Here is a 12,124-nt window from a genome sequence, read left to right as displayed (position 1 = left end):
CGCGCACCGCGGCCCGTGCGCCGCCCGCCGCCGATCCAAGGAGACCCGAGGATGCCCGCTCCCCGCACCGTTCTGCTCACCGGCGCCGCCGGCGGACTCGGCACCCTGATGCGGGACCTGCTCCCCGGCCTCGGCTACGAGCTGCGGCTGCTCGACCTGCGCCCGATCGAGGGCGAGCCGGACGCGATCGTCGCCGACCTCGCCGACAAGGAGGCCGTGCGCGAGGCCGTGCGGGGCGTCGACGCGATCATCCACCTCGCGGGCATCTCCCTGGAAGCCCCCTTCGAGAAGATCCTGAGGGCGAACATCGAGGGCACCTACCACCTCTACGAGGCCGCCCGCGAGGAGGGCGTCCGGCGGATCGTCTTCGCCTCCTCCAACCACGCGGTCGGCTACACCCCGCGCCCCCGGGGCGACGACCCCCTCATCCCGATCGACACCCCGCGCCGCCCGGACACCTTCTACGGCCTGTCCAAGTCCTTCGGCGAGGACCTCGCCCAGTTCTACTGGGACAAGCACGGCCTGGAGACCGTCTCCGTGCGCATCGGCTCCTGCTTCCCCGAGCCGACCAGCGTGCGCATGCTCTCGGTGTGGATGAGCCCCGCCGACGGCGCCCGCCTCTTCCACGCCGCCCTGACCGCCGACGACGTCGGCCACACCGTCGTCTACGGCTCCTCCGCCAACACCCGGCTGTGGTGGGACCTGACGACCGCGCGGGCGATCGGCTACGACCCGCAGGACGACTCCGAGCCGTACGCCGAGAAGCTGATCGCCGAGCAGGGGGACCTCGACCCCGGCAACCCGGCGCACGCCTGCCTGGGCGGCCACTTCGTGACCGACCCGCCGATCTGGCCGTACTGACCGGAACACGACGCCGTGCACGGCGGGCGGGCACCGAACGGGCCCGCCCGCCGCCGCATTCGGGCACCGCCGCTGCCCGTTCTCCCGTTCCGCCCCGCACCGGCGCAGGTCCGCGCCGGGCCCGTCCTGCCCGAAGCGGGCCCAAACGGGCAGCATCGCGCCCGCAACAGGCCTGGTCAGCACCGCACGCCCGCTGTAGAAATTCCCCCGTGGGTCCCACCGGGCCCGAACGGGCAGAGCAGCGGCGAGGCAGGTGTCGGGCATGACGATCAGGACGGCGGAAGAGCGCCAGCGGGAGATCGTGCGCGTCGCACGCGCCACCGGCTCGGTCGACGTCACCGCGCTCGCCGCCGACCTGGGCGTGGCCAAGGAGACCGTCCGCCGGGACCTGCGCGTCCTGGAGGACCACGGCCTGGTGCGCCGCACCCACGGCGGCGCCTACCCGGTGGAGAGCGCCGGCTTCGAGACGACGCTCGCCTTCCGCGCCACCAGTCACGTGCCCGAGAAGCGCCGGATCGCGTCCGCCGCGGCCGAGCTGCTCGGGGACGCCGAGACGGTCTTCGTCGACGAGGGCTACACCCCGCAGCTCATCGCCGAGGCGCTGCCCCGCGACCGTCCGCTGACGGTGGTCACCGCGTCCCTGCCGGTCGCGGGCGCGCTCGCCGGGGCCGAGCACACCACCGTCCTGCTGCTCGGCGGCCGGGTCCGCGCCGGCACCCTCGCCACCGTCGACCACTGGACGACGAAGATGCTGGCCGGGTTCGTCATCGACCTCGCGTTCATCGGGGCCAACGGCATCTCGCGCGAGTACGGCCTGACCACGCCCGACCCGGCGGTCGGCGAGGTGAAGGCGCAGGCCCTGCGTGCGGCGCGCCGCACGGTCTTCGCGGGCGTGCACACCAAGTTCGGCGCGGTCAGCTTCTGCCGGTTCGCCGAGGTCGGCGCGCTGGAGGCGATCGTGACCAGCACGCTGCTCCCGGCCGCCGAGGCCCACCGCTACAGCCTGCTCGGGCCGCAGGTCGTCCGGGTCTGACCCACCGCCCCACGTCCCCGTCGGGTCCCCCCACGCTCGACGGTGTCCCTTATCTCCCCATACATCCAGGAGCGATCCATGCGAACCCAGAGCCGACGACGGCCACCGCGAGCCACGCTCGCCGCGGCCGCCGCAGGGACGCTGCTCGCCCCGCTGCTCACCGGCTGCTGGGTCGGCGCGGGCGGGGCCGGGTCGGGCGGCGACTCGATCAACGTCCTGATGGTCAACAACCCCCAGATGGTCGAGCTCCAGAAGCTCACCGCCGCCCACTTCACCGAAGAGACCGGCATCGAGGTCAACTTCACGGTCCTGCCGGAGAACGACGTCCGCGACAAGATCAGCCAGGACTTCGCCAACCAGGCCGGCCAGTACGACGTCGCCACCCTGTCCAACTACGAGATACCGATCTACGCCCGCAACGGCTGGCTGCACGAGATGGACGCGTACATCGCGAAGGACCCGGCCTACGACGAGCAGGACGTCCTCAAGCCGATGCGGCAGTCCCTCACCGCCGAGGACGGCCGGCTCTACGGCCAGCCCTTCTACGGCGAGTCGTCCTTCCTGATGTACCGCAAGGACGTGTTCGAGAAGGAGGGCCTGACCATGCCCGCGCGCCCCACCTGGCGGCAGGTCGCCGACCTCGCCGCCGAGGTGGACGGCGCCGAACCCGGCATGAAGGGCATCTGTCTGCGCGGCCTGCCCGGCTGGGGCGAGGTGATGGCCCCGCTGACGACCGTCGTCAACACCTTCGGCGGCACCTGGTTCGACCAGGACTGGAAGGCCCGGCTCGACTCCCCCGAGTTCGAGAAGGCGACGAAGTTCTACGTCGACCTGGTCCGCGAGCACGGCGAGTCCGGCGCCGCCCAGTCCGGCTTCGCCGAGTGCCTGAACAACATGACCCAGGGCAAGGTCGCCATGTGGTACGACGCCACCTCCGCCGCCGGCTCCCTGGAGGCGGACGGCTCCCCCGTCCGGGGCAAGGTCGGCTACGCCCCCGCCCCCGTCGAGAAGACCGAGTCCTCCGGCTGGCTCTACACCTGGGCCTGGGGCATCCAGAAGGCCTCCCGCAACCCCGACAAGGCCTGGCGGTTCGTCTCCTGGGCGTCGGGCAAGGAGTACGAGCAGCTCGTCGGCGACCGGGTCGGCTGGTCCAGCGTCCCGGCCGGCAAGCGCGCGTCGACGTACGCCAACCCCGCCTACCGCGCGGAGGCCGCCGCCTTCCAGGAGATGACCAAGCGGGCCATCGAACAGGCCCGGCCGAACGACCCCGGGGTCCAGCCGCGCCCCGCGCCCGGCATCCAGTTCGTCGGCATCCCCGAGTTCACCGACCTCGGCACCCAGGTCTCCCAGGAGATCAGCGCGGCCATCGCCGGCCGCCAGTCCGTCGAGACGGCCCTGAGGAAGTCCCAGCAGCTCGCCGAGCGCATCTCCGAGGAGTACGAGGGACGATGACCGCCACGACCACGGCCCCCGTGACCGCCCCCGAGCTGCGCACCGCGGGCCGCCGCCCGGACGCGGGACTGCGCGCCTGGGCGACGCGGGCCCCGCTCCTGCCCGCCCTGATCTTCATGATCGCCGTCACCCAGCTGCCCTTCGTGGCCACGCTGGTGATCTCCTTCTTCGACTGGAACAGCCTCTACCCCGACGCCCGGCGCTTCGCCGGCCTGGACAACTACCGCCAGGTCCTCACCGACGCGGACCTGCGCCAGTCGGTCGGGACGACGATCCTGCTCACCGCGACGGTGGTGCTCGTCAGCCTCGTCCTGGGCCTGCTGCTGGCCCTGCTCCTGGACCGCCGCTTCAAGGGCCGGGGCGTGGTGCGCACCCTGCTGATCGCCCCGTTCCTGGTGGTCCCGGTCGCGGCCGCGCTGCTCTGGAAGCACGTGCTGTACAACCCCGAGTACGGCCTGCTGAACGGCCTGCTGAGCTACGTCGGCGGCCCGCAGCCGGACTGGGTCTCGACCACCCCGCTGCTCGCCGTCGAGGCGTCCCTCGTCTGGCAGTGGACCCCGTTCATGATGCTCATCCTGCTGGCCGGGCTGCAGAGCCGGGACCCGCAGCAGATCGAGGCCGCGCGGGTGGACGGCGCGAGCGACTGGCAGGTCTTCCGCCACCTCACCCTGCCGCACCTGCGCCGCTACCTCGAACTCGGCGCCCTGCTCGGCTCGATCTACATCGTCCAGAACTTCGACGCGGTCTTCACGATCACGTCCGGCGGCCTGGGCACCGCCAACCTGCCCTACACCGTCTACCAGAGCTTCTACCAGGCCCACGAGAACGGCCTCGCCTCCGCGGCGGGCGTCCTGGTGGTGCTCGGCTCGCTCGTCATCGCGACCTTCGCGCTGCGCGTCGTGTCGTCCCTCTTCCGCGAGGAGGTGTCCCGCGCGTGAACGCCGTACGCCGCACCGGGCCGGGCCTGCTGGCCTGGCTGGCCGGGATCGGGTTCTTCCTGCCCATCGCCTGGATGGCGCTGACGTCCTTCCACTCGGAGGCGGACGCGGCCACCAACCCGCCCTCCTTCACCGCCGCCCTCACCCTGGACGGCTACCGCGAGTTCTTCGGCGTCTCCGGCGGCGCCAGCCCCTGGCCCGCGCTGATCAACTCCACCGTGGCGTCGGTGGCGTCGACGCTGCTGGTCCTGCTGCTCGCGCTGCCGGCCGCCTACGCGCTGTCCATCCGCCGCGTCCGCAAGTGGACGGACGTGCTGTTCTTCTTCCTGTCCACGAAGATGCTGCCGGCCGTGGCGGGCCTGCTGCCGCTCTACCTCTTCGCCAAGAACGCCGGCCTGCTGGACAACATCTGGCTGCTGGTCGTCCTGTACACCTCCATGAACCTGCCGATCGCGGTGTGGATGATGCAGTCCTTCCTCGCCGAGGTGCCGGTCGCGGTGATCGAGGCGGCGCGGGTGGACGGCGCGCGGCTGCCGACGGTCCTCACCCGCGTGGTCGCCCCCATCGCCCTGCCGGGCATCGCGGCGACGGCCCTGATCTGCTTTATCTTCAGCTGGAACGAGCTGCTGTTCGCCCGTGTGCTCACGGGCGTGGTCGCCGAGACCGCCCCCGTCTTCCTGACCGGCTTCATCACCAGCCAGGGCCTGTTCCTGGCGAAGGTGTGCGCCGCGTCGCTCGTCATCTCCCTGCCGGTGCTCGCGGCGGGGTTCGCCGCCCAGGACAAACTGGTCCAGGGCCTGTCGTTGGGAGCCGTGAAATGAAGGCCGCCGTCATCGAGTCCGTGGGCAAGGCCGTGGTGTCCGAGGTCCCCGACCCGACGCCGGGCCCCCGCGAGGTCGTCGTCGAGGTGGCGGCCTGCGGGCTGTGCGGCACGGACCTGCACATCCTCCAGGGCGAGTTCGCGCCCCGGCTGCCGATCGTGCCGGGCCACGAGTTCGCCGGCGAGGTGGTCGGCGTCGGCACGCAGGTCACGGAGCTGGCCGTCGGCGACCGGGTGGCCGTCGACCCCTCCCTGTACTGCCACGAGTGCCGCTACTGCCGTACGGGCCACAACAACCTGTGCGAGCGGTGGGCCGCGATCGGCGTGACGACGCCCGGCGGGGCGGCCCGATACGCGGTGGCGCCCGTCGCCAACTGCGTGAAGCTGCCCGAGCACGTGCGCACCCAGGACGCGGCCCTGGTGGAACCGCTGTCCTGCGCGGTGCGCGGCTACGACGTCCTGCGCGCGCGCCTGGGCGCCCACGTCCTGATCTACGGCTCCGGGACGATGGGCCTGATGATGCTGGAGCTGGCCAAGCGGACCGGCGCGGCGAGCGTGGACGTCGTCGACGTCAACCCCGCCCGCCTGCAGACGGCCCGGCGGCTCGGCGTCTCGGCCGCCGCCACCGGCGCCGACGAGCTGGACCGCCCGCAGGGCTGGGACGTCGTCATCGACGCGACGGGCAACGCGGCCGCGATCCAGGACGGCCTGGACCGGGTGGCCAAGGCGGGCACGTTCCTGCAGTTCGGGGTCGCCGACTACGCGACGCGGGTGACGATCGACCCGTACCGCATCTACAACCAGGAGATCACCATCACCGGGTCGATGGCGGTCCTGCACAGCTTCGAGCGGGCGGCGGAGCTGTTCGCGAACGGGGTGCTGGACCCGGACGTCTTCATCAGCGACCGCGTCCCCCTGGAGCGGTACCCGGAGGCCCTGGAGCAGTTCGCGGCGGGGGTGGGCCGGAAGATCGTGGTGGTGCCGTAGGGACGGCGGACCGCGGCGGGCGGGGCGGGCGAAATCCGGTGGGGCTCCCGCCCCCGCCCCCGTACGCTCGCGGCATGCCACGACCCCACGGATTCACCTACGAGCGGCACACCGGCGGAACCGTCCGCATCGCCCACCACGGCCGTCCCGCCACCACCCTGAACGGCCCCCGGGCCGCGCGGTTCCTCGCCGAGGTCGGGGCCTCCGACCCGCAGCTCGTCATGGCCCGCTGGACCGGCAACTACAAGCGGGGCAACGAACGCACCGCCCGTGACCACCCCCGCAATCGCCGCCGGCCCGATTGACCGCAAGGTAAGGGAACGGCAAAACCGCCTCGCTCGTTCACGGGTCATGACCGCTATGACCCCCGGCTCGAACATCCCTCTGCCCGCCGCGCGCGTGACGGTGGACGTCGCCGCCCCGGTGCGGCTCGACGTGTCGGGCCTGCTGCTCACCGCCGACGGCAAGGTGCGTTCCGACGACGACTTCATCTTCTACAACCAGCCGGCCGGCCCGGGCGTGACCTACCGCTCGGGCGGCGGCACCGCCCCCGACGCCATCACGGTCGACACCACGGCCCTGCCGCCGGGCATCGAGAAGATCGTCGTCACCGCGAGCCCGGACGCCCCGGGCCAGACCTTCCAGGGCGTCGAGCCGACGGCCACCCTCCGCAACGCGGACGACCACAGCGTCCTGGCCACGTTCACGCCCCCGCAGCTCGGCACCGAGACGGCACTGGTGGTCGTGGAGATCTACCTGCGCAACGGCCAGTGGAAGGCCCGCGCGGTCGGCCAGGGGTACGCCGACGGCCTGGCGGGCATCGCCACCGACTTCGGCGTCACGGTGGAGGAGCCGGCCGCCCCCGCCCGGCCGGCCGCCGCCCCGCAGCCGCCGGCCGCCCCGGCGGCCCCGCCCGTGGCCGCCGCGCAGACCCCTCCGGCTCCCCCGGCGCCCCCGGCCGCCGCGCCCGGCACCGGGAAGATCAACCTGGACAAGGGCCGCGTCAGCCTCCAGAAGAACCAGACGGTCTCCCTGATCAAGGGCGGCCGCCCGCTGCTCTCCCAGGTCAAGATGGGCCTGGGCTGGGAGCCCGCGTACCGGGGCAAGGACATCGACCTGGACGCCTCGGTCATCGCCTACGGCCCGCAGCGCAACCACATCGACAGCTGCTACTTCGGCAAGCTCCAGATCGTGGGCGGCGCGATCCGGCACTCCGGCGACAACCTCACGGGCGAGGGCGGCGGCGACGACGAGGTGATCACGGTGGACCTCGGCCGCCTCCCGCAGGAGGTCACCGGCCTGGTCTTCACGGTCAACTCCTTCTCCGGCCAGAAGTTCACCGAGGTCGCCAAGGCCTACTGCCGCCTGCTGGACGCCACGACCGGCGAGGAGCTGGTCCGCTTCGACCTCACCAGCGCCGAGCCGCAGACCGGCGTGATGATGGCCAAGCTCATCCGCCAGTTCTCCGGCGAGTGGGACATGACCGCGATGGGCGACTTCGTGAAGTCCCGCACGGTCCGCGGCATGGTGAAGCCGGCGGCCCAGGCGCTGTAACGGCACGGACGCCCCGGGGCGTTCCCGTGCCGGGGGCGCCGGGCGTCCGTCCGGGGCGGCCCCGGGGTCCCCCCTCAGCCGCCCGGCCGCAGCCCTTCCATGAGCAGTGCGAGGTACCGGCGGATGCGGGTCCCCTGCCCGTCCGCCAGTTCCGAGGCCGTCGCCACGCCGTGGGTCAGGCGCAGCACGTCGACCGGGTCGACGTCGCGCCGCAGGGTCCCCTCGTCCTGCGCCGCCGCGACCAGCCGTGCCGCGGCGCTCTTCACACAGTCGCCGCAGGCGGTGGCCACCGGTGCCCCGGCGTCCGTGACGGCCGATCCCAGCAGGGCCTTCAGGCCCCGGACCTGGATCAGCCCGGCGCCGAGTTCGTTCAGCCACTCCACCAGGGCCTCGCCCGGCGGCAGCCGTACGGCGATCTCCCCGGCCCGCGCCGCGATCGCCTCCATCCGGCCGAGGTAGGCGGCCTCCAGCAGCGCCCGGCGGGTCGGGAAGTGCCGGTACAGGGTGCCGGAGCCGACCCCGGCCCGCTTGGCGATGTCGTCGAGCGACGCGCCCTCCCCGTGTTCGGCGAAGGCCTCCGCCGCCGCCCTCAGCAGCCGCTCGTAGTTCCGCCGAGCGTCCGCACGCATGGGCCGCACCTGCGCCACCCCGCTCCTCCTCACGCCCCGGGACCCCCTCCGTACCCTACCGAGCCGCGGCGGCGGGGCGGTCCCGGTGCGGGGGACCGCGCAGGACCGGCCGGAAAGCGCCGGTCCGCGCCTTCCGGCCGGTCCCGGCCGACCGGTTCAGGCGGCCCAGGGCCAGTCCGCGTCCCGGGCGGCCTCGATCAGCGGCACCATCCGGAACGCCGCGTCCGAGAGGCCCCCGAACGTGTGCCGGTTGCCGGTGCCGGACGGTCCGTGGCCCGCTCGGTGGCCGGCGAGGTTCCAGGTGTAGACCGGGACGCCGGCCGGGACCTGCTCGGTGGGGTCGCCGTGCCGGTGGTACGCGTACTGCTCGTCGGTGACGATCAGCACCCGGTCGTGCGCGCGGTAGTGCCGGCGCACCGCCTCGGTGGTGTCGGTGCCGCCGAGGTCGCCGAACCGGTCGAGGACCTTCAGCACCGACTCGCCGCGCCGGAACCGCACCGGCCTGCTCGTCGAGCCGAACTCGACGAGGTCCGCGTCCGCCGCCCGCAGCGCGACCGCCGTGCCGAAGACCGCCGCCGCGTCGGCCCGGGTGAGCTCCGAGCGGTCCGAGAGCCGCGAGTAGAACATGGAGCCCGACCGGTCGACCAGCACCAGGGTGCGGCCGGGCAGCGCGGGCACGTTGGCCAGCGAGTGGCCGAGCGCCTTCTCCAGCGGGTACGCCCAGCGCAGCGACGGCGCGTGCCGGTACGCGGCGAGGTACCGGAAGGGGAACTGCCGCGAGCGCGCGACCTGCTCCGGGTCGCCGATCCGCGCGGCGACCCGCTCCGCCACCTCGTCCGAGACGCCGGCCTGGTCGAAGTTGCGCAGGTTGCGCACCAGCGCCATCGCGCCCATGGACGGGATCACGGCCTCCCAGGCCGCCCGGTCCATCGGGCCCTGCAGCCAGCCCGCCAGCATCTCCCACGTCATCCCGGCCCCGGCGAGCCGCCGGGCGCCGTCCTCGGAGGTCACGACCGCCCGCCGCTCCTCGACGGGCAGCGCCATGAGCGCGCGGTGCGCGGTCAGGACGCGGTCCGAGGCGGGCGGCACCGCGGTGTCCGGGTGGTGCCGGCGGTCGAGCGCGTAGCGGAACAGCTCGCCCTGCCAGGGCTTGTCCGGGTCCGGGGCGGCGTGCACCAGGTTGAGGACGTCGCCGAAGCGGTAGCCCTTGGAGGCGGTGTCGTACTTCAGCAGCGCCTTGCCGGTGTAGAGACGGCGCACGGCGTCGGCGATGCCGCGCTTCACGGGCTTGGGCAGGCCGCGGCCGTGGCGCGCGGTCCAGTAGGCGAGCAGCTCGCCGGGCTCGTCGGGCCGCTGGAGGACGGAGTCCACGACCTGCCGGTTCGCCGGGCCGCCGGTCGCGCCCGCGTCCAGGCGGGCCTTGACGTACTCGGCGGCGCCCACCAGGGAGGCCGTCCGCAGGTTGCCCTCGCCGCGCAGCCAGCCGAGCAGGCCCGCCGTCCACGACGGGTCGGCGACGGCGAGCTCGCGGACCAGCCGCGCGAACCGGTCGTCGCGGTCGTCGCCGGTCTCGTAGAAGGTGTCCTGGGAGACGGCGTGGGAGACGGCGAGCAGGAAGAGCTCGGAGCGCGCGTCGCGCTCGCGGCCGCGGCCGCCCTCGTGGGTGCGCAGCACCCGGCCCGTCGAGGTGACGCGCGAGGCGGGCTGCGCCTTGGCGGTGCGGATGTTGAATCGCGCCATGGAGAATTCCCCCGAATTCCGTTCCTTTTTCCGGGATTTCCGGAAGGAGGCGCGACGGAAGGTGGGTGCCCGAGTTCAGGAGTCGGCGGCGGTGCTTATCACCTGACGCGTCTTCCTTTTCCGCCACGTCGGCCCGGGCCGACGACGGGATTCGAACCCGCACGGTTTCCCATCAGGTCCCTGAAGTATCCGCAGCCTGCGCACCGGGCACCCACCGCATGTCGCGCCTCCCGAGATCAAGTCGGCGGCGGCCCGGGATTCTTCGGAGAAAAAGAAGGAGCCGCAGCCTGCGCACCGGGAGGTGCGATGAAGTTGTGGTGTCCAGAGATCGAGGCCGGCGGGACCGACGTAGGTGCTCTGCCGACTGAGCTACACCGGCGTGTCGTGCCGGTGGCGGGACTCGAACCCGCGACCGCCCCATTATCAGTGGAAGTAGGTCCTGCCTTCGCACCTGGACGTGCATCACTTTAGGAGGCGGGCCGCGGGACGGGCGAGCGAATTATCCGGCGTCCCGCTTCACCGCCTCTGGCGCTTCCAGGGGCCGGTGACGGCGAGCAGGATGCCCGGTTCCTGGATGCAGGCGTACAGGGTCCTGCCGTCGGGCGAGAAGGTGACGCCCGCGAACTCGCTGTACTCCGGTTCCTCGGCGGTGCCGATGTTCAGTTCGTTGCGGGCGATGGGGTAGGTGCGGCCGCTGTCGGTGGCGCCGAACAGGTACTGGACGCCCTCGCCGTCCTCGGCGAGGACGAGCCCGCCGTAGGGGGAGACGGTGATGTTGTCGGGGCCGTCCGGTCCGCCATCCTGCGGGGCGGGGTTCACTCCGAGCAGGATCTTCAGCGTCAGGGTCCGGCGCCTGGGGTCGTAGAACCAGACCTGGCCGTCGTGCTGTTCGGGGCTCTCGGTCCGGGCGTAGGAGGAGACGAGGTAGGCGCCGCCGTCGCCCCACCACATGCCCTCCAGCTTGCGGGCGCGGGTGACCTGCCCGTCGGCGAACTGCTTGCGCACCGGTGTGGTGCGGGCGTCGCGGTCGGGGACGTCCACCCAGTCGACGCCGTACACCGTGCCGGTCCTCGTGGCGCGGGACAGGTCGTCGACGAACCGGCCGCCGGAGTCGTAGCACTTGGGGGCCTGCAGGACGCCGGCGTCGTCGGCGAGGGTGCGCAGCCGGCGCGGGCCGTACGTGAAGCCCTGGGGCGGGGTCCAGCGGTAGAAGAGGCCGTTGGGGCCGGCGGCGTCCTCGGTGAGGTAGGCGTGGCCGCGCCTGGGGTCGATGACGACGGCCTCGTGGTCGTAGCGGCCGAAGAACTTCAGCGGCTCGGGGGCGCGGTTGGCGCGCCGGTCGGCGGGGTCGACCTCGAAGACGTAGCCGTGGTCCTTGGTCATGCCGTTGACGCCGGCGCGGTCGGAGTTCTCCTCGCAGGTGAGCCAGGTGCCCCACGGGGTGCGGCCGCCCGCGCAGTTGGTGGAGGTCCCGGCGATGCCCACCCATTCGGCGACCCGGCCGTCGGGGCGCACCTCGACCACCGTGCAGCCGCCGGACGCGGCGGGGTCGTAGACGAGGCCCTCGGCGAGCGGCACGGGGTGCTGCCAGTTGGCGCGCGGGCCCTTCAGTTCGTGGTTGTTGACGAGGAGGACGGTGCCGCGGGGGCCGTCGAAGGCGGCGGTGCCGTCGTGCTTCTGCGGGGTGAACTCGCCGGACTCCAGCCGGGTCTTCCCGCTGTGGGTGAGGATCCGGTACGTGAACCCGGCGGGCAGGGCGAGGATGCCCTCGGGGTCGGGGACGAGGGGCCCGTAGCCGACGCCGCGGTGGGCGTCCGCCCAGTCCTGCCCCGCGGTGTCCGTGTCCGTGTCGGTGGAGGCGAGGGCGTTCGGGGCGGAGGCGAGGGCGCCGACGCTGCCCGCCAGCACCACACCGGCACCGGTGATCGCGGAGGTTCTGGCGAAGTCCCTGCGGGTGAGCGGCATGCTGTCTCCTGTGACGGTGGGAGTGCCGTGGAGGGTGGCGGACCTCGTGCCGCGCCACCCTCCCGCCCAGCGCTGAACGGGGGGTGAACGGCGGGCGTCCCCCCGCCTCCCGCTCCGGTGAACCACCGCCCGGCGGGCGGGCCGC

Annotated in this window: 11 protein-coding genes and 1 tRNA gene; 8 read left to right on the top strand and 4 right to left on the bottom strand. The window is 73.1% G+C overall.

Annotation, left to right across the window (positions count from 1 at the left end; all coding sequences use genetic code 11):
- The first annotated feature begins 51 nt into the window (after positions 1 to 51).
- The 8 genes from ACIF8T_RS05005 (at position 52) to ACIF8T_RS04970 (ending at position 7,645) form a co-directional block, all read left to right on the top strand.
- A complete protein-coding gene (locus tag ACIF8T_RS05005) occupies positions 52 to 861 on the top strand; it encodes an NAD-dependent epimerase/dehydratase family protein (protein ID WP_400031202.1) in 810 nt (269 codons plus the stop codon).
- Between the two features lie 262 nt (positions 862 to 1,123).
- Positions 1,124 to 1,894: a DeoR/GlpR family DNA-binding transcription regulator gene (locus tag ACIF8T_RS05000; RefSeq protein WP_400031200.1), complete on the top strand. Its 771-nt coding sequence runs from the start codon at positions 1,124 to 1,126 to the stop codon at positions 1,892 to 1,894.
- A 78-nt stretch (positions 1,895 to 1,972) separates the two neighbouring features.
- The gene (locus ACIF8T_RS04995) at positions 1,973 to 3,346 is read left to right on the top strand and encodes an ABC transporter substrate-binding protein (protein ID WP_400031198.1); all 1,374 of its coding nucleotides are present in this window, start codon (positions 1,973 to 1,975) and stop codon (positions 3,344 to 3,346) included.
- On the top strand, positions 3,343 to 4,284 hold the full coding sequence (locus tag ACIF8T_RS04990) for a carbohydrate ABC transporter permease (protein WP_400031196.1): 942 nt from the start codon (positions 3,343 to 3,345) through the stop codon (positions 4,282 to 4,284). Before ACIF8T_RS04995 ends, ACIF8T_RS04990 begins: the two co-directional genes overlap by 4 nt.
- Positions 4,281 to 5,105: a carbohydrate ABC transporter permease gene (locus ACIF8T_RS04985; protein ID WP_400031194.1), complete on the top strand. Its 825-nt coding sequence runs from the start codon at positions 4,281 to 4,283 to the stop codon at positions 5,103 to 5,105. The genes ACIF8T_RS04990 and ACIF8T_RS04985 overlap by 4 nt, the downstream gene beginning before the upstream one ends.
- A complete protein-coding gene (locus ACIF8T_RS04980; protein ID WP_400031192.1) occupies positions 5,102 to 6,091 on the top strand; it encodes a zinc-dependent alcohol dehydrogenase family protein in 990 nt (329 codons plus the stop codon). The genes ACIF8T_RS04985 and ACIF8T_RS04980 overlap by 4 nt, the downstream gene beginning before the upstream one ends.
- A gap of 74 nt (positions 6,092 to 6,165) precedes the next feature.
- Positions 6,166 to 6,396, top strand: coding sequence for a hypothetical protein (locus ACIF8T_RS04975; RefSeq protein WP_400031190.1), 231 nt, complete (start codon positions 6,166 to 6,168; stop codon positions 6,394 to 6,396).
- A 55-nt stretch (positions 6,397 to 6,451) separates the two neighbouring features.
- Positions 6,452 to 7,645, top strand: coding sequence for a TerD family protein (locus ACIF8T_RS04970; RefSeq protein WP_400031506.1), 1,194 nt, complete (start codon positions 6,452 to 6,454; stop codon positions 7,643 to 7,645).
- 74 nt (positions 7,646 to 7,719) lie between these two features.
- On the opposite strand, the gene ACIF8T_RS04965 is transcribed toward ACIF8T_RS04970, so the two are convergent.
- The 4 genes from ACIF8T_RS04965 to ACIF8T_RS04950 form a co-directional block, all read right to left on the bottom strand.
- Entirely contained in the window at positions 7,720 to 8,292 is a 573-nt protein-coding gene (locus ACIF8T_RS04965; RefSeq protein WP_400031188.1) for a TetR/AcrR family transcriptional regulator, read from the bottom strand.
- Between the two features lie 138 nt (positions 8,293 to 8,430).
- The gene (locus ACIF8T_RS04960) at positions 8,431 to 10,014 is read right to left on the bottom strand and encodes a TROVE domain-containing protein (RefSeq protein ID WP_400031186.1); all 1,584 of its coding nucleotides are present in this window, start codon (positions 10,012 to 10,014) and stop codon (positions 8,431 to 8,433) included.
- A 388-nt stretch (positions 10,015 to 10,402) separates the two neighbouring features.
- Positions 10,403 to 10,472, bottom strand: a tRNA-Ile gene (locus ACIF8T_RS04955).
- Positions 10,473 to 10,530: 58 nt separating this feature from the next.
- On the bottom strand, positions 10,531 to 11,979 hold the full coding sequence (locus ACIF8T_RS04950; protein ID WP_400031184.1) for an alkaline phosphatase PhoX: 1,449 nt from the start codon (positions 11,977 to 11,979) through the stop codon (positions 10,531 to 10,533).
- Positions 11,980 to 12,124: the final 145 nt, after the last annotated feature.

Source organism: Streptomyces sp. NPDC085946 (genome assembly GCF_044540485.1).
GTDB lineage: Bacteria > Actinomycetota > Actinomycetes > Streptomycetales > Streptomycetaceae > Streptomyces.
The sequence above is the reverse complement of the archived record's forward strand: the minus strand, read 5'-3'. Positions and strand labels throughout refer to the sequence as shown.